The 20,920-nt window shown below is 34.3% G+C and carries 14 protein-coding genes and 4 pseudogenes; 6 read left to right on the top strand and 12 right to left on the bottom strand.

Annotated elements, in window-relative coordinates; genetic code table 11:
- A pseudogene (locus J7E52_RS25815) lies at positions 1–252 on the top strand (IS110 family transposase); the annotation flags it as partial.
- Between the two features lie 294 nt (positions 253–546).
- On the opposite strand, the gene J7E52_RS25820 reads toward J7E52_RS25815, so the two are convergent.
- From J7E52_RS25820 to J7E52_RS27575, 5 genes and pseudogenes are all read right to left on the bottom strand, one after another.
- Complete coding sequence (locus J7E52_RS25820; RefSeq protein WP_214751299.1) at positions 547–792, bottom strand: hypothetical protein; 246 nt, start codon at positions 790–792, stop codon at positions 547–549.
- Between the two features lie 146 nt (positions 793–938).
- Positions 939–1,160 carry a hypothetical protein gene (locus tag J7E52_RS25825; RefSeq protein ID WP_214751301.1) on the bottom strand — a complete coding sequence of 74 codons (222 nt, stop codon included), beginning with the start codon at positions 1,158–1,160 and terminating at the stop codon, positions 939–941.
- 1,053 nt (positions 1,161–2,213) lie between these two features.
- Positions 2,214–2,540, bottom strand: a complete 327-nt coding sequence (locus tag J7E52_RS25830) for a ribosomal-processing cysteine protease Prp (protein ID WP_309476944.1) — start codon at positions 2,538–2,540, stop codon at positions 2,214–2,216.
- Between the two features lie 688 nt (positions 2,541–3,228).
- Entirely contained in the window at positions 3,229–3,504 is a 276-nt protein-coding gene (locus J7E52_RS25835; protein ID WP_214751305.1) for a hypothetical protein, read from the bottom strand.
- A 634-nt stretch (positions 3,505–4,138) separates the two neighbouring features.
- Positions 4,139–5,159: pseudogene (locus J7E52_RS27575) on the bottom strand (CapA family protein).
- A gap of 339 nt (positions 5,160–5,498) precedes the next feature.
- On the opposite strand from J7E52_RS27575, the pseudogene J7E52_RS27220 reads away from it, so the two are divergent.
- Positions 5,499–5,647 (top strand): annotated as a pseudogene (locus tag J7E52_RS27220) (amino acid permease); the annotation flags it as partial.
- 125 nt (positions 5,648–5,772) lie between these two features.
- Here the strand turns inward: J7E52_RS27220 and J7E52_RS27580 are convergent.
- Together J7E52_RS27580 and J7E52_RS25855 are read right to left on the bottom strand one after the other, a co-directional pair.
- On the bottom strand, positions 5,773–5,952 hold the full coding sequence (locus J7E52_RS27580; protein WP_396020323.1) for a UTRA domain-containing protein: 180 nt from the start codon (positions 5,950–5,952) through the stop codon (positions 5,773–5,775).
- Between the two features lie 183 nt (positions 5,953–6,135).
- Positions 6,136–6,345, bottom strand: a complete 210-nt coding sequence (locus J7E52_RS25855; protein ID WP_214751310.1) for an IDEAL domain-containing protein — start codon at positions 6,343–6,345, stop codon at positions 6,136–6,138.
- 766 nt (positions 6,346–7,111) lie between these two features.
- Here J7E52_RS25855 and J7E52_RS25860 point away from each other — a divergent pair.
- Entirely contained in the window at positions 7,112–7,294 is a 183-nt protein-coding gene (locus J7E52_RS25860) for a YolD-like family protein (protein WP_214751313.1), read from the top strand.
- A 1,532-nt stretch (positions 7,295–8,826) separates the two neighbouring features.
- Positions 8,827–9,153 (top strand): annotated as a pseudogene (locus tag J7E52_RS25865) (Tn3 family transposase); the annotation flags it as partial.
- Positions 9,154–9,437: 284 nt separating this feature from the next.
- Here J7E52_RS25865 and J7E52_RS25870 read toward each other — a convergent pair.
- The 4 genes from J7E52_RS25870 to J7E52_RS25890 form a co-directional block, all read right to left on the bottom strand.
- Positions 9,438–9,791 (bottom strand): TetR-like C-terminal domain-containing protein, encoded by a 354-nt coding sequence (locus J7E52_RS25870; RefSeq protein ID WP_214751315.1) that lies wholly within the window; start codon positions 9,789–9,791, stop codon positions 9,438–9,440.
- A 2,210-nt stretch (positions 9,792–12,001) separates the two neighbouring features.
- The gene (locus J7E52_RS25880) at positions 12,002–13,249 is read right to left on the bottom strand and encodes a trans-sulfuration enzyme family protein (protein WP_286198089.1); all 1,248 of its coding nucleotides are present in this window, start codon (positions 13,247–13,249) and stop codon (positions 12,002–12,004) included.
- A gap of 60 nt (positions 13,250–13,309) precedes the next feature.
- The gene (locus J7E52_RS25885; RefSeq protein WP_309476945.1) at positions 13,310–13,570 is read right to left on the bottom strand and encodes a YetF domain-containing protein; all 261 of its coding nucleotides are present in this window, start codon (positions 13,568–13,570) and stop codon (positions 13,310–13,312) included.
- Positions 13,571–14,236: 666 nt separating this feature from the next.
- Positions 14,237–14,746: a spore coat protein gene (locus J7E52_RS25890; RefSeq protein WP_286198090.1), complete on the bottom strand. Its 510-nt coding sequence runs from the start codon at positions 14,744–14,746 to the stop codon at positions 14,237–14,239.
- Between the two features lie 2,722 nt (positions 14,747–17,468).
- Between J7E52_RS25890 and J7E52_RS25895 the strand changes: the two genes are divergently transcribed.
- Both J7E52_RS25895 and J7E52_RS25900 read left to right on the top strand, forming a co-directional pair.
- Positions 17,469–17,825 carry a DUF2512 family protein gene (locus J7E52_RS25895; protein WP_214751319.1) on the top strand — a complete coding sequence of 119 codons (357 nt, stop codon included), beginning with the start codon at positions 17,469–17,471 and terminating at the stop codon, positions 17,823–17,825.
- A 1,492-nt stretch (positions 17,826–19,317) separates the two neighbouring features.
- Positions 19,318–19,926, top strand: a complete 609-nt coding sequence (locus J7E52_RS25900) for a DUF421 domain-containing protein (protein ID WP_214751321.1) — start codon at positions 19,318–19,320, stop codon at positions 19,924–19,926.
- Positions 19,927–20,295: 369 nt separating this feature from the next.
- Here the strand turns inward: J7E52_RS25900 and J7E52_RS25905 are convergent.
- Positions 20,296–20,920 (bottom strand): IS3 family transposase (locus tag J7E52_RS25905; protein WP_214751323.1); only part of this gene is annotated, 625 nt, incomplete at its 5' end.

A 20,920-nucleotide genomic window follows, 5' to 3' on the forward strand; every position in this document is an offset into this window, starting at 1 on the left:
ATTACCAAAAGAGGTTCTGGCAGACTACGACATGCCTTATATATGGCTGTTCGTTGTGCCATTCGTGATTGTCGCAAGAAGAAAACGACAGATGAGATCATCCCTCGGAACAAGAGATTACGAGAGTTCTATGATAAGAAACGTGAAGAAGGAAAGCCCTTTAAAGTAGCTGTGATAGCATGTGCTAATAAGCTTCTACAATGGATTTATGCACTATTACAAAATAACTTGACTTACCAAGATCTAACCTAGTTTAAAAGTATAACTAAATAGCACAAAACTTTCCAAATACGGTCATTGGAAGGTTATTTGGCATGCACAAATTTAGTATAGCATGAAATATTTTAAGTTTTCATTGAAAAATTTTGACTAACTATTAGCTGGTTTAGTTGCATAAGTTAAAGACAGCTCTGATCTTAAGATAACACACCTGTTGGTTCAATAAGAAAAGCGTCGTAGCTACTTTCTTAAGTAGAAAAAAACTGTCCAATTTTGGGACAGTTCTAAAATGAAATTAGAAATATAACTTTATGTTTCCTAAGTGAACTATAAAAATTTATTTATTTTTGAGATTTGAATTAATAAAGTTGATGTTTTCATTTTTGATTCCTTTATGGATTGAGAACCAAGAAGAAACAAACAATCGCTGCAGCAATCCTCGATACCCGTACAAGTAGCGATCCTTTCTTCCTTTTCATCCGTCCCTACCAAAGAGATTTCGTGATTCACATAGCGTTGAGTAGAGTGACAGTAAGCTATCCATCGTTTTACTATGTAGAGTTCTTCGCCCATCCTGCCATTCCTTCTCTCTTAATTTCGTCTTTAACTTAGTAACAGATTAACAGTCATTCCATACCCAGTTTTTTATTAAGTTAAACGCGCTAAAAGCGACAGCCTTCGCACCCCCCAAGAGAAGGGGAAAGGTTTGTTTTAACAACTTAATTACTTTCCTCTTGATCGCCTGGTTCGTTAAACGAATGCAAGGCGATATACTGTGACCATAAGCCATACCCAAAATAAAAAAGCATGGACTTCCAGTCTTCCGAATCATGAAAACCTACATTTGGATAAAACATAAGACGAAAACCTATCAACACTCCATTTAAAAATGAAAGTGTGGAAGCTACTACAAAAATCCCTTTGACTATTCTCTTACTCATTCCAATACCACCTTTTTATGCTAGGGGACAGCCACATGAAACAGGTCACCCCCAAAACGAAAAATGTTACAAGAAGTCAGTGTGCATAAAATTTAAACTTGAAGCGATATGGCGGTACCCGCATTAAGTAAAGTTAATCGCCCCAGAATCGTCACCAGCACCACGTTATTTTACGAAGAAGAACCACCACTTTTAGAAGAACTAGAAGAATTGGCTGATACTGCAACCGCACCAGCACCACTTGAACTTGACCCACTAGAACTACTTGAAGACCCACTAGAACTACTGCCTTAATCAACATGAGTACTGGAACCATTGGTTGCTGTTGAATCCTCACCTGTACTACTTGAAATTGACTCAGATGAAACATCAGAACTACCTGAACCTATATTATGAGAGTTCGTTTTCTGTTTATCCTACGACTTACATAGTAACCAACATACTAAAAACAATAAATCCTATTCCAATTAAGAGTAATACTGCAAAACCGAATCCCGTATTTAAGAATTTCTGATAAAAAGCTGTATCATACATTTCATCACTTTTTTAGTTTGTGTAAAACATGTATTTTAAATGGGTGTAAAAATATGTAAATTAGTTATGGGGATTCATGGTGTAATTAAACCTTGGGGTATCGCCAGAATGTTTGCGATCCCCCCTAAACGTATATTTTCGCGTTCTGGTAGGTACCCTTAAAGGACTATGTGTAGCTTTGAAACAAAGTTTGATCAAATTAATACATGAAACCTTGATAAATGAATAAATAAAAGGGCATGTTTTTGAAAAAAATAAATCAAAAATGCCCTTTTAATATTTATTTGGATTATCCTTTTATAAAAAAGATTGGTTCCTTAATCAACTAACGCACCCGTTAGTTTAAGTGTAACTATTCACAAACTGCCCTCTTTTACAATTCTTTTATTTTAGTAATGCAGCCCCATAGTAAAATTAAAAAAGGAGCTTTTCTTCATTGAAGAAATGCCCCTAATTTGTATAGACCATAGTATAAAAAGGTTACAGAATTTTTTTCAATACCTCCAAATTCTCTATAGTCTATTGTATAGTTTCTTCAATAGTTAAAAATTCACCGTAAGATTCTTGGATAGTTTTCAGCATAACTACCATTGATTCCAACAAAAGCTGTACCTGCTCAAAAGTTTTTGGCTCAATTCGTTTAGGTATGTCTACTTTCAAAAAACCTTCATATATTGTGTGTTCTGGCACAATTCCCAACAATGCTTCTATTGAGTTAACCGTTCCAAATGATACAGCTGAAACACCGGCACAAACAATGTCCTTGCCGGGTTCGTCATAGTATGCGTGACCCTCCGACGTGTAAGATATGATTTTACCGTTAGTAGTGCTTCTTGTAATCTCCACTCTAACCAATTCTTTCACTTCCCTTTAGTATCTATTATACAAGGATTTATTTTAGTGCAGTATCCTTTAAATATCAATTTTTTCTCAGTGTTCAATAAGAAAAAGCTGCCTTATAGACAGCTCCGAACTTCAGCTAACGCACCGTTCATTAGGGATAAAATCTCATTCTCCTGTTAAAATCTCTATAAAAATAATGGTAATAACAAAAGCTAACAAAGAAAGTAAAACTCTATTAAATAAATGAATAGGCGTTAGACGCTCTTTTAGCTTAAAGTATCCATTTAACACGACGATTAGTATAGCAAAATGAATAATTATTGCTATTAAATCAGTGTAAGTAAATGGCTTGCTTATGTAACTATCTGAGTAAAACCCTGTTAGGATTATTACAGTAAAAAGAATAAATTGGATTCCAAAATATTTAATAAGATTCAAACTGCAAAAGCTCCTTCTCAATTTCTCATTGTGTTTCACCATTATTGTAGCTGTAAGAAACAACTTTGGGAAACAGTACATATCGAGAAAACTTCTTCAACTAACCGCCCATTAGTTGTTTAAAGAAAAAGCTGCATTTTAAGACAGCTCTGATCCTAAGCTAAAGCACCCGTTAGTTTAAGTACCATCTTTTACAATCTTAACAATAAATAAAAAAATGCCGTCCTAAAAGACAGCTACTTATATATTAGTTTTAAATAGTTGGTATAAGTTTTAAAAATTTACGATAACAGAAAATAGTTAAAGTTAATGGTACTAAACTCCATAGATAAAAATATGTTCCATACTGGTTCCATCTTGCGGTTGTTGTAATACCGTCAGCGATTTTTATCCCTAAAAAATTCAACTGCATATTCCCGTCTATTCTACTAGTAGATAAACCGTAACCTTCCCCTGCCATCATAATAAATAATAAGCCTAAACACCCTGCAAACCCTAAAAACAACCATCCTACTTTGTTTTTGTTCAAGTTACCCCCTCCTAAAATTGTTGGTAACAAATAACATTCTACAAATATTGGTAAAACCCTTTTTGAACTAACCTGCCCCGATAGTTCCATAAGAAAAAGCTGCCTTAAAGACAGCTCCGATCTTAAGCTAACGCACCTGATATTTCAACATGGTCTACTACAGTTAACACTGTATGGGGGATGTTTTTCGTATAGTGAGTAACAGAATCTTCACTGTGGACATATAATGTAGTCCTTTTTTAGTTGTGTCTAACAAATGGGGTGCAGTTCATTTTTATCGGTCGACCTAATAATACGAACGCACCCGATCGTTGAACAAGGGGGTTAATATCTTGTTTTTGCTTTTTTCTTAAAAAAACGGACTATTTTATCTAAATTCCACCACTCTTTAACTTTTCAACTTTAGATATAAGAGAAATAACCTTATATGACAGTTTTTCGTATATGTTTTGCGGAAATAGGTTCTTTGTCAATAAGTCGTGTTCGTCTGCTGGTTCAAGCCGTCCGTTTAGCTGAAACATGGTGAATAAAGTTTACCAAATAGGAGGAATATGCGAGCTACCGGTTACTTAGCCGGTAGCTTTTTCATTATGTAAAACAATTAGTTTTTTCCAATGCCAAACACTGTACTTCATTAAAAATCAAATGACAGTTCAGGCATGAATTGATTCATATGTTTTTGGATTTCGTTATATTTGTCAGACTGATCACTCAAGGCTTTCATTGGAATGATCTCATATGGCCTGTTGACCCAGGTTGGCAGGAATTTGGGATTTTGCAGTTCGATTTTCACATCATCCCCGGTTTGGATTTTCTTTACGCCAATTTGCATAATACCGCCGATATCTTTGTAATCTCCCTGCTGGCCGGATAGAAAATTCCCAAGCGAATAAGCAACAAATGCCCGTTCGCCGTTTGGCTTCGTAAGCCATGAAACAGGCTGCAAAACGTGTGGGTGGTGGCCAATAATAATATCAGCACCTGCATTAGCTGTCGTTTGAGCAAGCAGCTTTTGTTCATCATTAGGCAATCGTTCATATTCTTTGCCGAAATGCAGACTGACCACAACGACATCAGAAACTTTCTCTGCTTCTTTAACTTCCGACTGGATTCTCGTGGTATCAATTAAATTCACAAGATATGGCTTCCCCTCAGGAACAGGAATCCCGTTCGTTCCATAAGTATAGCTGAGAAACGAAAAGGTAATATCGTTCCTTTTTAATATCCGAATGATCTTCTGGTCTTCAGGAGATTGATACTGGTGAATTAAAGGAAGGATATGAGGAAAGCCCTATTTCTTTCCCGCCAATCATCGTTTCCTGATTAGCCACCGTAATATCCGTTTTTCCCAAATAGGGCTTCACAAATCGGAACATCGGATTAAAGTCATACGAGCCGTTTGACTTACGAGCGGGTATATACACCCTATCGTGAATTAAAATATCTCCCACTGCGCCTATGGTTGCTGCAGTTACTTTTTGTTTCGGAACAGATGTATGAGCGTGAGATGAAGCGTTCTCGGGTTTAAGATTTTTTTTACTTTCTGCCTTTGTTTCCGAGACTTTTGGTTGCTCTTGAAATTGACCTTTTACAAATGGTGCAAGAATCCATAACAAACACATAAATGTAGCTAGAAACACTAGTATTCTTTTCATGGAAATGCTCTACCTCCTACTATTATAGTAGGGTGTTTTTAGGAAATAACAACAAAAATATCTATTTGATATTTAAAATGAAATCAAAAAACAAGTCAATCATGCTTAAGTAGGATTCATGTAAGGGCATGTATCCTTATATTTCGCAGTTCGGGCTTATATTATGTTTCAATCTGCGCTGCGCCAGAGATTTGAAGATGATAAGGCAAACAAAAAAGCTGAAGACATCTTCACTTTTACATTAATATGTACTTTTTCTCCTACTGCAGAGTTCATTTTTATTATATATATTCTAACGGGGTCTATGATTCAAGATAAACTGCATATATTGATTAATCAAAAGAAAGCCCGTTCGTGACGGCAATGTCTAGCTATAACTAGGCATATTTCCCAATGTTTTTAATGGAGCAATCATCATCGCAGGCTTTTCAACTTTGACAGCCTCAATTTTTTCAGTTACCAATTTACTTGTGACATTAGCTAAAGACGATGCGATATGCTTGTTATCACCAAAACCACCACAACTTATATGGAAGCTGTGGTGGTTTTGGTTAATTCCGGAATAAATGCATAGAAAATTTATAAATAAATGAAAAGCAATTAGAGCTTATTTTCACTGGGGATTAGTAGGTTCTGAGTAGAATTCAACAAGATCTCCTCTTGCTAAAGTTTGATAATATTCGATAGGTCTTTCGAATAAATCATACGTGGTGCCTTCAATTGAAAGGCAAGGGTTTTCATTTCCTATTTTGAGCAATTTACTTTCATTCGGATCCACCAAAGATATTCGCATATATTATTTATAAACAATGCTTCCTTACACAACAGTCATTTGGTTTAATTTTCTTATTTTTTTCTTATAGATTGAAGCATTGAATCTACTTGAGGTCCTCCAAGCATTCTAATACACTCAAATAAAAAAATGAATCAGGAAATTAAGCAGCATTACCTGATCCATTATTTCTTAAGTTAGAAGTTATCTTTTATTATTGAGTACTGTTTGTATTTTATGTTGTCCGTTTAATTCATTTGTTAACCGGATAAATTCTACCTTATTACGGTTTTTCAATGAGTCATCGATTTGTTTTTCAATTTGAGCTTTCCTGTAATCAGCAAGGGCTCTTTTTATCACCATTTCAGCGATCACTTCAGGTTCCAGTAGCGTTTCAGGCAATTGCTTTTCCATAAGAAACCAGCTCCTTAACCTTTTTTATATTATACTGAGTACCTTGTAGATAATTATTATTTATTAAGTGCTTGTCTGCCTCTTTTTTTTATTTTCATCGGAATTGTCACAACGGTGGCGTTTATTAAGGGAGTCGCCTCTAGCTTGAAGGCCATTTCATTGAACTTTGATGACTACTTTTGAAAAGTGGTTATAAATTGCAGAAGTGCCTTATGAGAGTTTTTTTCACATTAGGGACAGAACCCTCGATCATTATAGGCCGGTGTGGAAATTTGGAGCATTCCTACACCTAAACCCATATTCAGAAGCGGGTTTATGACTGCAGGCAACGCCCAGCAGATGCTTGCATTAATTCTCTCTTGAAAAGTCCATGAAAAATCACCAGTAAATTCTCGACCGTCAACTCTTCGTCAATCAATTACGGGGAAATGTCATGCAGGAATACCTCCCCCCGGTAGGACAAACCTATGGGTAAAATGACCGGTTGCTCAATAATTGTCACTTTACAATATAACATTTAATTAGTATCTTACGAATTGTTTAACTGGAACTCCCGACTTAAGACCATTATGTGAGTTTAAAATATCCAACAGAAAAATATTGATATTTTCACACAACGTTCAAACATTAATGAAAACGCTTTCAATTATTGGTGTATACTATATGTTATACTCCCTATTGTTGCATTTTTTACTAATCATCATAAATAAATGATATCTAGCATAAAAGTAAGTTTTATAAAGCAAAAAAGGAAGGAGATGATCAGATGATATTAAAATCATTAAAAAAAAATGGGATAATGACAATCACTTATTTTAAAGATGGGTTTTTAGAAACATGCAAAGGCAATATGTATAAACTTAATCTTAATGAACAAACCTTGTCCATAAAGGATAATAATCAAAAGATCTTCTCCATTCGTTTATCTCACATCAAGGAAATACATTAACTTAGCTAGAAGGTAGATAAGTGTCAATCTCCTCCGTATGGACTTTCCCATCTTACCAGATGGGGAAACATCCATACCTACTAATTCTTCCGTGTGTTGGTTTCAACCCTACAATCTCACTTAGGCAGAAATCTATTTTTTCGGTTTAACTTCACCTCTTCCCCTATTTCAGCAAATTCCATTTGCTGAAGCGAACTTTTTAATTCCACCTTTATAAACCAATCCTCCGTACATAAAAAGAACGATAGGATGCATAACCGCCCATCACTTTCCCGAAATGTTTTTCCCAAATTTTCATACAAGCTGCGGTTCGGGAGCAAATATGACTTGTTAAAAGCATAGAAACTCAATTTACATTTCATCTATGAACTATCTATTGCTACTCCAAATAATTTATATGAATTCAATCTTACTTTGAACAGACCTCTTATAATGTGTGTTGTTTAAACCCCAATTTTCACTTCATCAATATAGATTTTCCTGACAAAGAAAGATACTTATAGTGTCCGGTGCAAAAGATGAATGATAAGAGTTAATACAGGTATAACGTATGCTACGTGAGGGGAAAGTTTAGCTAGTCTACTATAAGATTAATCGAAATTGCATAGAACTTCGCGAAAAATGAGTAGAATTTGTCAGGATTCAAGAGTATAGCTAGTGAATGATGATAGTTAAGGAATTTAAAGAAGCTACTATAGTTTCAACTGATACTAATTATCGGAAATTCAAGAAAGAGCCAACCTAGTAAAGGTCTGCTCTTGATGTTTTGTTAATCTTTCACATCCGTTCAAGAAGGGTTAGGTATCAAAATGACAATCAGCGTAAGCAGTAGATGCAGGTGGTTTATTGTCTCTTCAGGTATCAATAAGTAAATGTTATCGGCTTCCTTTAATCTTAGCTCCCTTAATACTTTAGTCAGTTACTAGTCAGAGAAGTACAGGATCACTTTTATCAATTCATTTGATTCGCTTTTTCATAGATGCCGAACTGGTTAACTGGTAAATTATTTTAATCAAACGATTGATTAAAATATAGAGAAACTCTTCAAAGATTATATGACTTTCTGTTTGTACTTGAAATAAATTAGTGTTTCTAGGAAGCTCTGTAATGAAATAATTAATTGGGCAATTGGTTTGGAAAATAGAATAGCAACATGTATACTGAGAAAAACGCTGGAAAGTAGAGCGTTTTTTGTATGATGGAAAAATTCCAGGTATCAAATCCATTCATTTATAACACTTTTTACGTTTATGGAACTATCAATTTAAATGTATAATAATGCTAATAATCGAACATTCAAAAGGCCGCCAATTGGCGGCCTTTTACGGCGCTATCGCTCCCGTTAGCATTCCTGTAGAGCATTAAATATCGGCTTTGAAAATAACAGAGCCCCTCAGTATGATGAGAGTACACACAAACCAAAACTCATCTTAAGGAGGAAGCTCTACTATGAATTTTAAAATGCAAAACAAACAAAATCAACTAATTGAAAGAATTACGGATCAACATCTGGTTGTTGGTGTGGATATTGCCCAAAATTGAAGGATATCATTATTGAAAAAGATACAAGAGGAATTGAACGAGTAAACAAAATTAATTATGAAATTGCTGTTTTGCAAGCCCTTCGAACACAACTTCATTGTAAAGAAATTTGGATTGATGGAGCAAATCGATATCGAAATCCTGACGAAGATTTACCGCAAGATTTTGAAGAGCATAAGGAAGAATATTTTCAAGCCCAGAAAGCACCTCTTAATGTAGAGCCATTTATCTCAGATATTATGAGAGTCATGAAGGAAAAACTTAATATGTTACATAAAGGAATTGAAAATAAAAGTAATGATAAAGTAGCAATTACTAATTGAAGAACATTTTATGCGGTAGCGTCAGAAGATGTGACAAAGATAAATAATATAGACAATTTTATGCAAGATGAATAACATGCCTAGCCAATACAAACACTGTTGCATCAACCGTTTCAACCACCTGTATAAAATGATTTGCAAAAATATTCCTCATAAAAAAGCACGGACATTGATTTAACAATATTCGTGCCTTTATAGGATAGCTGGATTGAGACCAAGTAACATTTCTATGTCGGTTTAATGGTTTAATAGTTTACTAATTGTAATTAATCCATTAATTATAGTTCATTAGAGAAAAATGTGATTGTTTGTGTACTCATTTCTAAGGGGGATTTAGCATAGCCAGTCTTACGCCAATGATTAATTACACCAATTGTCGCACTGGCACAAAATGTATAATAAAGCTCATAATCGATTTCACTTCGGACAGTTTTAGAAATGATTTCTTTAGGCAATTGCATATAATGTTGGATGAATAATGAAGTAAATTTTGTTGGAATCTTCTCAGAAAAAAGAATGTCATAGAAATCTCTGTTATCTAATATATGTTGGAAGACATTCGTTAAACCGGCCTTCTCAAGTAAATATATTCGATTGTAGGCCATTTTGTATTCTTCATTAAGTTTATTCATAATTTCGATCATATGTGTTTCAAATAAATCATCGATATTCGAATAGTGTGTATAAAATGTTGAACGGTTTATTTCACTATGTTCACATAGTTTTGTGATGGTGATATCGTTGAAATCATGTGATTGAAGAAGTTGTAGTAATTTTTATTAAATAAATTTTTTTTAGTTTTGATTACTCGTAAATCCTGTTTTTGCATGTGAAACCTCCTTTTAATCCAACAATATTACAAAAACTTTTGGATTGAATATGTTTGTTAGTTATCCTTCTTTGAAATTTTTAGGTTTTGTTTTACTTTTACAACCCAAGTCTTCTCCGGTTGTTTGAAGTAGATTGTGTATAAAAACAATGACGAGTTAAATAAGATAAATCGCTAATAAACTTAAGAGCTGAAAATAGCATAGTTGACCATGTATATAAGCACCGTTCAAAAGTTTCACAGTAATAGCGGAAAGACCACATGTTGCTAATAAATTATGGATGAAAAGCGCTGTTCCGATGCTTAAACCCGTTTTAAAGCCCCCTTCTTCTTCCATGTGTGATTTTTTTTAGTTACTAAACGAAATCGGGACCTGGGACAATAATGAACAGGCTTTATAATGAAAAGTAAAAAGTTTTCCAAGCTAATCTTCCTTTCTTTGTTGTTAGGAGGAATGCTAAAAGGAAGAAGGGGATTTCCTTATCAAGTTCTAAATCTAAAAAGTCATAAAAAATAGAGGGTGATACACATTATAATTAACGGAGGGGTCACAGTATGAAAAGCATGTTATTAAAGAAAGGGCTCTTAACGATTTAGGCCTAGTTCCTACCCTCAGAAAGTACCTGCAAACGGCCGAAGATATAATACTGGGCGTACATTTGAATTTCGTTAACTCGGCCAGACCAGCAATCTGATATGAAGGTCGCTTTATTTAGGCTGGTCCAAGAGTCTGTACAAAATTCACTGAAGCATGCAGGCCAAAACAAGTTCAAGTTAAACTGTCCATTTCTAAAGAGATTATGGCCGTTGTGTCAAAGATGATGAAAAAGGGTTTGACTCTTCTATTCAAAAAGAAGGTAGAGCATGGGAAGATGACCGTCTTTAATAAAGGGCATCTTCCTTTAATTCATTGACTAAAGGCCGTCATTTCTTCTTTCACTAACCTACCCAGTTTGTTGTATAAGAAAAGGAGCTGCTGATTAGCTCCTTGTAATAAAGTAAAGCATAGTTTGTTCAGAAACCTCCATACTACCTCTATCACTATTTTCATTGGTTTATTCTTCAACTTGTCCAGTACCAAAAAGTATAAAACTTGAGGAGATGATGAGGATGCTTTCTAAACTTGCATCTATTCATTAGTTGCAGGGGTATTCTTATGCCATAACAAATTAAAAACAATGGAATACAAATTACAATCCAGTGGCATAATAGTTATAACCTAACGGTTAAAAGCAACTTATTGCATGCTCTTGTATCAGCCTTCAAAGTTGGTGCAAGGGTTATTTTTTTCGTTATATCACTGATTTACAGGTACAAATAGGATATCCTTTCTTTTCTTTTGGTTTCCTATCATTTGCTAAATGAGTTTAGTTTGTAAAATAGTGACTCGTCCATTAGGAATATTAACCACCCCTGATTAAAATGAAAAATGATGTTCTTCCAATCTTCTGCAAGGGAAATACCCCTCCATTTGGATAGAAAACAAGATGATAACTATATAAAAAACCTATTAGCCACTCCATAAACATAAAAAATTCATAATTCTTTAAAAGACGCACCAATCTTCTCCCGTCTTTTTACACATAATCCATATAGTTGTCCACCTTTGTATATAAATTAGAAAGTTCAACAGGAAAGGTTATCCTAAAGAACAATTTTTCGGATACAATAGAAAAAAAAGGAAAAAACGAGGTCCAGTGAACAATACCCGGGATAACGGACACACATAAAAAAGTGTCCTTATCCGGGGTTTAAGCCCTATCCCCAAAAATATACAAATAGGAAACTTGAAGAAATTTTAATTTGATAGCTCGGAAGTATTGGATTTCGAGTTTTATTTATTGGAACAGCTATCAGCTTGTGCCCTACTGCCACGGCGTGTTTGATTAAATAGATAAAAATCATGACTCAAACGGAGTTTACCAAGACATTAAAAACCAGACTCTAATGCTAGAGTAAAAGTAAGGTGATAAGCGAATCTTTCTGTATGGAACCTATTAAACAGAGCTCTCGTTACTTTAGTGCTTGTTCAAGATCTGCAATTAGTTTTTCTGCTGGTTCCATTCCTATAGAGAGACGAATTAGCCCGGGGCTTATATGTTCCTTAATTAGCTCGTCAATATTGTTACCAAAGTTCGGAGACATAATAAGACTCTCGAAAGAACCCCAAGACACTCCAATTTTAAATATCTTTACTTTGTTTATTACTGCCTTAACTGCTTCATAATTTGCATTTATTAGCTCGAATGTCATTAAACCTGAGAATCCAGTTAACTGTTTATTATTTAGTTCTAAATTACGCTGCGACCGAAGTCCAGGGTAATTTACCCTTTTAACTGAAGGATGTGAAGATAGGAAACTGGCGACTTGCATAGTGTTTTCTTGATGTGCTTTCATGCGTAATGGCAATGTTTGCAATCCTCGCAATAAGAGTGAAGCTTCGCGCGGACCCATCGTCCCACCAAACAACAAATACTCCTTTTTAAAAAGATCCCTCATTATTTCTCCACAAGTAATTATTGCACCGCCTACCAAGTCACTGTGTCCTCCTAAGTATTTAGAGGCGGAATGAACAACAATATCAATCCCGTATGTTAGAGGCTTTTGAAAGAGAGGAGTGGCCCATGTATTATCAATAATCGTTCGTATACCACGTGATTTAGCCATATCACCAATAAACTTTAGATCGACAAGTTGGAGATTCATATCTGTCGGATTTTCTAAATATAGTAATTTTGTATTTGGCATTATGGCTTTTTCGATATCTTCCTTCGAGGTCGAGTAAACAACTGAATGTCTAACTCCAAACTTCTGCATATAAATTAACAGATCCATTGTTGATTTATAAATGTTGCTGACACATAATACATGATCACCGCCTTGTACGCTGTTAAAAATTGCTGCAGTAATCGCAGCCATCCCCGAAGCAAAGCACTTACACTGCTCACCCTGCTCCAATGAGGCCAATTTTTTTTCGACGATTTCCACAGTTGGATTGGTTCCTCGTGAATATACATAATGATTTTTTTGATCATTTTCTGCTTGGACAAACTCTTCGTGTGTTGGATAGACAAAAAGAGAATTCCCGAATATTGGAGGAATAATCGCACCAAAAAACGGTTCTGCCCCAGTATCAAAATGCATACAAATTTCTTGATCACTAGAGAAATTATCAGGTAGCTGCATCGTTTGCTCCTTTTGTTTTTCTTTTTTTGTGGGTTGATATCCAAAAATATTTTCTTTAAACTTCTTATTAATCATCTATACATCTCCTTCATTGCCTATTTCCCTTTTAAGATTAAATCAAGAAACCCCCAAATATTAAGTGGCTAGAACTACCTTATCTAATTCTTTGATATCTAAATTGTAAGAAGTTAATTGTGTAATTAACCAATCATGATCTTTGACTAAATAACTTAAATTAGATGTTTGTATTTCGCCGTCTATAATTATAGGTATAGGAATGTAGGTAGGTGTAGGTTGCAAATGAATATCTTTTGGTTGTAAAGGTCTTACATCTTCATTAGGAATAAAGCTAATCTCTCCTGTCTGCTCCATAGTCGATCTATAAATATCTTTTATATCCGTTTATCCATTAACTCTCATCTGGGCTATTAAAGTTTCTATTTCTAATCTCTCACGAAACGGTTTTTTTATTCACATTGTTCTTTCTTTGTCATAGCAACAAAGCAAAAAAGCCCCTACTCATAAAGAGTAAGGACTTTTAAGTCAAAGGTGCTTTGAAAGGAAAAGCCTTAATATTATATTGCCTCATTCAATACATTTATATACCCATGTAATTAAAAAGCCCAACTTACTAAATACAGGCTTTTTTCTTTGGGGATTGATTTTTCAATTAATGTGATCCTTATTGAGAGGCGTTATACTTAACTTCCGTTAAATAAATATTTATCTTTTATTTTTAAAATTCGGTCCTGAACCCCTTTTATCCTCAAATCCTTATAGCTCTGTTAAGCAATTATCTTATAAGCCCTCTGTAAAACACCTCAACCGGAAATACCTAATACCCGAGCTATTGCTTTTTTTATTTACTTAGAAGACTCATTCCTTACTTAGAGGATCCTGCTTTGTATGATATAAAATTACCATCTTTAACCTAATACATTTAGGATTGTGATATTTTTGCTCCTTAGGATCTCATTCTAATGATTAGGAACGGGGATACCGTATGAATAGAAACTTCAATTCATAGGGTATCCCAATGCAGGATCGAATCGTGTTATCCCTTTAATAACGCATATTAAAAACTTCTTGTGCGTTTTTATAATCATTCAATAGAAGCTTCTGTAAATTATAAGAAGGATAAAGTCCTCTTTTGTACATAAAATTATACACTTGTGCGTGCCATGCGATAGCACCATGAATCTGATTGGTTAAAACAGTTCGAACTTGTGGAGTCGCAGTTTCAGTAATCGCTATCGCATAGTTGCGAACAGACGTCTTGGCCAGACCTAATAAGTCACCTGCATAGAACGCATTATCCTCCCTCATCTGTTGACCTTGAAAAACAGGAGCTTTTGGAAAGAATTGTAGTAGTTCCCTAACGTTTTTCTCTAGTGCCCCAATTGAATAGATATAGAGTTCTTTTAATTGTGGATCTGTAATATGACAAACGGACTTCTTTAACTTAAAGATCCCATTCGTTTGAAAAGCGACCAATTCATGGAGTTCCAGTGTTTCGTGCCAGGCGAGTGTTTCAGGCTGACGTTCTTCTTCGTGTATTTCATTTTCGTACAAAATGATTTCTCCCTTCCCAACCCAATAGTTAATTTATAGTATTCAGATTGGTTAGTGATGTGCATACCCCCAATATTTCACTTTCTGTCTTGCCTATGGGACCAAATACCTTTCCTATGGTTGCAATTATTACAACATACCACTTATCTTCCACCTCTCAGTTAGTAAGAATCCTTCCTCTAGAATACTGCCCTTTAACTTAATACCAATTAATTCAAATTTCCTTTTTTGCACAATTGCTTATTCAATTATCTGGTCCGGTTGCGGAACAAGAAAAAAACCTGCATTTTAATACAAGATTTTTGATAAACTTTATGATACACAATCAGACTTAACTGATTGAACTTTATATCAGCCCACACTGACTCTTTTTAGTCGGTTTGACATCTTCCCCACAATTTACTTATCAAGATTCAAATATCCCCCCCATAATTTGGGGTTACATTTGGTATTCATTATTCTTAGTTTGGGGGATCTCGCTAGGTCTTACCGTCCTGCAGTACCAAAGAAGATCTCGTGCAGTAAGGTTAATAAATCCATAGCTATAGACAACTAAGTGCGCAGTACGTGTAGAAATCACATTTATTTAATTTTTACGGGTTTCGAGGTAAGTAACGTCGAAGTTCGCAAATATTTTGTAGTAAGCTTAATCAACTTATTTCGATTACAACAGAAGTTGTAGAAGCTACACGTGACAGTTTAGTTATATGTATTAAATAAGCACAAAATCTTCCAGTAAAAAAGAAAAGGTGCTTTTGCTAAGTAACGACTTGCAAAATTGCACTTAAAAACGGTGCAAATTATCACCTAAAGTGACACTAAAAAAAACAAAATAGAGTATTTTCATTACTTATCCTTTCAGATTTAGGTTTAATATTATTGACGTTATATGTCCAATATATAGTTTTAATTTCGTGGTATAAATTTACAAATTAGTCCTCATTTCCTTATGGAACTCTCCTGCCCCATTAGTTCATTAAAGGATCCTGGCATCAAAACTGATCTAGAGGATTTGTAAGGTGCACAGTTTATCCTCGCCTCAGCTATTTTTTGATTTCTTTCTCAATTTCATTGTAAATATCTTCATTTTTTCAGGATCTAAAGGCGGTATGTGCAAACATCTTTCAGGATGTAGAACACACTCCGGAAGGTCTAAAGGAATGTCTCTAGGGTCCCAAGGAATTATTGGCATGGAATCGCTCCTTTCAATTAATTTTTAGTATGAGTAGAACGTATTTTTCTATACAAGGTCTTCAAAGCAGCTAAAATAGAAATTGTTGTAGAGTTTTAAATCAAAGTTTGATCAAATTAATACAAGAAACTTTGATAAATGAATAAATAGAAAGGGCGTTTTGAAAAAAGATTAATCAAAACATGCTCTTATACTATTTAATTGGATTATTCTATTATAAAAAAGATTGATCATTTTTTGTGTTCCTTAAATTAACTAACGCGCCCTTTAGCTCCATAAGAGCTGCCGTAGCAACTCCCTTATTGAAGTAACGCACTTGTTAGTTCAACAAATACAGTTCCTCTTTATTAATTCTTTTTTTGCAGACGGAAGCGGTAATCGTAACTATTGGTAAGGGTGCAAAAGGAAGTCTTTCTACAGGCTGCACTTTACACCAAATGGTTTAATCCTGGATCACTTGATTAAGACTTTGGAAAAGCCACTCAATTAACATTATTTAAGTTCCAAAAGACTAAGAAGATAACCGCAAATAAGCAGGCAGGTATAGCTACAATCACTTAATTATTTGCTGTATAACAAGAGAGGAATATTATGCTTATGAATGGAAATATTAATATTAGTGTTTTCCACTCAGAGGCACCTTCGACAAAGCCCTTCTCATTTAGAGAGGGGTTTCTATCATGCTTTAAATTCATAGTCCTGTCAGTTGATTTTGAATCCAATTAAAATTAATACAACTCCTGAAAACCTTATTAAGGTAAGCTTTTTAGACACTCCAATTAAACCAAACTATAGTTGTGAAAATAAGGATTATTGGACCAATCAATGACAAGGGGATATTAACCAAAATAACCATTTCCTATGTTGTTTAATTTAAACATCAATGATGCTGCCAATATACACTACCTGAAAACAGGCTTTGCTTTTTTCGCCGATAAGATGTGACTTAAACATATCAATAATTGTAAGGAAATGATCAGCTTGGTATTCTTATGGAACTAAAATGTATTATAATGGTTACAATACTAATGTAATGACGGGTGCCCTCACAAGTATCACTCATTATATGACCTTTTCCTATATGGAAAAGGTTTTTTTATATTAATGCATAAAAGAAAATTTATTAGATAAAAATACCACTTTGATGAAACGCCATTTAGTAAGCCCTCTTTTAGAGGCTTATAAAGACAGGTATTTGATTTGAAAATTGAAAGGGTGGAAACTTTTCCGTTGATGTATCAAAATCCTGAACCTTATGACGATGCAAATGGATATAAGAAGATCATACATGTTTTTTATTTTTTTAACTCACAACTTATATAGGAATATAAGGGTGGGGAGAATTTGAGGAAATGCATAATCACTCTAATCCGAGGAAAAGGAAATGACATTATTTTTAATTGACGAGCCTATAAGATCCTTTTATCACTCTGGCTTTAATTCATTTTTACTATACCTTGTGTTTTTTTTTCAAGAATATTTCTTTACATTAAGGACAAAATTAATATCGAAAAGAAAGGAGGAATATAATTGAAAAGTTTATTATTAAAAATTTTCGTTTGCCCAATTACTCTTATTATCGCTATGTATTTCTTTGCCGGTATAAATTATTTATCTATTTGGCAACCAATTGTTATTGGACTAGTACTAGCATTTGTCGGGGTTGGTATGGAATATTTTATACTGAGAAATGGAACATTATGGATAAGTGTTGGGGCAGATTTTGTGACTTCCGTTTTGATTGTATATTTTCTTTCTAATCTTTTATGGAATGCCTCCGTCACTTTCTTAGGAGCAATTTTTGTAGGAATAATTCTTGGTGTAATAGAATACTTCACTCACAGATTTTTAATTTCATCAGGGAAAGCTCAAAATTCACCCGTGTGATGAAATTGTATATTCTTTGCTTGTTAAAAGGTAGTGACTAATTTTATAATCCACTGCCTTTTTTGCGGTTTTATTTAAGAGTTTTTTTAAATGATGTGAACTAAAGCTTCCAGATTTATTAACTTGCGGAACTTTAGGGTAATTATGTTATTTCGAAATCCAGAACTACCGATCATTAATGATTTCACACCTTACTTATCTTCTATTTCCCTCTTAAAAGTTTCTATTGTTTTTGTAAACCACATATCTGAAGGATTGAGAGTGGCTTGAAGAAAAACGTGTTAAGCTAATTAGTTTGGACGGGGCTCTTTATAGTCCAGCTAGTGATTTAATGGTTGTAGATCTTGTGCCTGCTACTGATAAAAGATAGGTTTTTGCAACTTTTATGACTGACTGCAAACAATATTGGGGCTGTACTAGATCCTGCTTTAGGTACTTATTTTTTCTTTCAACACAGAAGTGAGTTATTAAATATACATATTACCAATACACTAATGCATATGGGAACAGATAAGACAAAAAAGTAAAAAAGAAATTCCAACCGTTTACATAAATTATCATTCCCCAAAAAACAAATACCATTTTAAGAAAAGTAGTAAATACAGTCATTAAAAGAATAACCAAATATGGATTATTGTTTTCTTTATAAAAAATATCAGGTAACTGGACAAAACGGGATATATCCCGAAAATTACAAATATCAAAATTGTATTAAAAACCATTTTAATGCACTTTCCTTTTTAACATCATTTTTGACGCAACCTTCTATTACTTAACTGCCCCGATAGTTGCATAAAGAAAAAGCTACTTTAAAGATAGCTCTGATCTTAAGCTAACGCACCCGGTAGTTCATTTCCTTGGAATATTTTTATCGCTAGTTTTGTGTCATATGCCACTAGTTGTTTTTTAAGTAAATAACGGTGATTTTGTTGAAATTGCTGCCAATAAAAACTTGGCAACAATTAATCTCTTCCTCATGAGGACTAATCAATTGGGTTAGTTCTTATTAGTCGTAATTGTTGTCAACTCTACAACAAGCTAAACTTTTATCTCTATCCTCAACCTTCCCTACATTAAAGTTTTCAGTTTAGATATGCTACCAATGGTACTGCAATTACCAGTACTCTTGGGAATTTCGTGTATCCAGGTAATGTAAATACGGAATATTAAATTCTTGGTTGTGACATACTAAAATTAAACCTGTAAAGGGTTAAGCAACCATTGCATAAGGCCCTGTATTAACTAAAAGGTTAGTACAGGGTCATCTGTGGTTTAAGGGATTTATTTAAAGCTTCATTATTAAAACCCTAAAAAATGTTTGCCTACTCAGGTCTCAGTTTCAAAATAGTGTTTGGCTAAAAAGTTAACGATTCAAATTATAAGATAAAGCCGAGAACACTGGAAAGTGTGGGACTTCCCTATGGAATAAGTACTTAAATATTTATTAACTCCAATTATGGTTTTTGTAGTTTCCTACTTGTTAATGAGAGTTATGGGAAAAAAGGCAGCAAGAGAAATGAATGGGATTGACTTAATTATTGTAATGGTGATGGGTACTGCTATATCTGAACCCATTGTTTCAAAAAAACTAGGAACAGCTACTTGGTATTCAGTATCTATTGCCTTACTTTATGTCCTATATAGCTACTTGGAACTAAATAATAAATTTAAGAAATGGCTTGTTCCTAAGGAAACGATTCTCATTGATAAGGGGGATATTCTAGAAAATGGTTTACGTAAAGAAAGATTAGAAATAGAAACGTTAATAGCTCAGATGAGAGTGAATGGATATACGGATATAAAAGATATTTATAGAGCGACTATGGAGCAGACAGGAGAAATTAGCTTCATTCCCAATGAAGATGTAAGACCTTTGCAGCCAAGAGATATTCATTTGCAACCCACACCTACATACATTCCTATACCTATAATTATAGACGGCGAAATACAAACATCTAATTTAAATTATTTAGTCAAAGACGAGGATTGGCTTATTTTACAATTAAGTTCTTATAATTTAGATATCAAAGATTTAGATAAGGTAGTTCTAGACACTTATAATATTCGGGGTTTTCTTGATTTAATCCTAAAGGGGAAATAAAGTGCAGGAGATGTACTAATTTTACAATAAATGATACGGAATGGGCTTTTTGAGTTCCTCTTTTAATGCCCTCGAATTTATTTTTAGTGCATTAATAAATTAATTAAACCAACTTATTTTTGTGTTCCTTAATGAACTCGTACCCATTGGATTATAGAGTTGCACTAACTGTTTTTGAACTAACCTGCCCCTTTAGTTTCATAAAGAAAGAGCTGCCTTAAAGACAAGCTCTAATCTTCAGCTAACGCCCCCGTTAGTTGCATAAGAGAAAGCTGCCTCAGCAACTTTCTTTATTGAAGTAAAGCAACCGATAGTAATAAAAAAGAGCTGTTTATGAAGTGAACCCAAAAAGTTAGACACTTTATTTACTTAGGCAGCCTTGAGGGCATGAACCCGGTATTCTACCGGGCTCATGCCTTTTAATTTTACCTTGATTCGTTGATGATTGTAGTAATGGATATATTCTTCTAGTTCTTGTTTGAAATGCTCCATGCTTTCAAATTCTTGAAGATAGAGTAATTCGGATTTTAATAAGCCAAAGAAGTTTTCAATGACCGCATTATCGAGACAATTTCCTTTGCGGGACATGCTTTGAGTAATGTTATGTTTTTTCAAATCATGCGAGTATTGTTTCATCTGATAATGCCAGCCCTGATCTGAATGGAGAATGGGTGAATCTTTCGATTCCAAGCGATCAAAGGCTTTATCCAGCATTTTGGAAACGAGCGGATAAACAGGCCGAGATTCGATATTATAGGCGATGATTTCTCCATTAAACAGGTCAAGAATGGCCGATAAATATAGTTTCTCCCCAGCTAGATGGAATTCCGTGACGTCTGTTACCCATTTTTCATTGGACTTTGCCGCCTTGAAATCACGCGCTAGAATGTTGGGCGCAATCTTGCCGATGTTCCCTTTGTACGAACGGTATTTCTTCATGCGAACCAATGACTTCAATCCTAGTTCATTCATCAATCGGAGAACTGTTTTATGG

Origin of the sequence: Bacillus sp. ISL-34, from assembly GCF_018613325.1 — a bacterium.
Taxonomy (GTDB): domain Bacteria; phylum Bacillota; class Bacilli; order Bacillales; family DSM-1321; genus Peribacillus.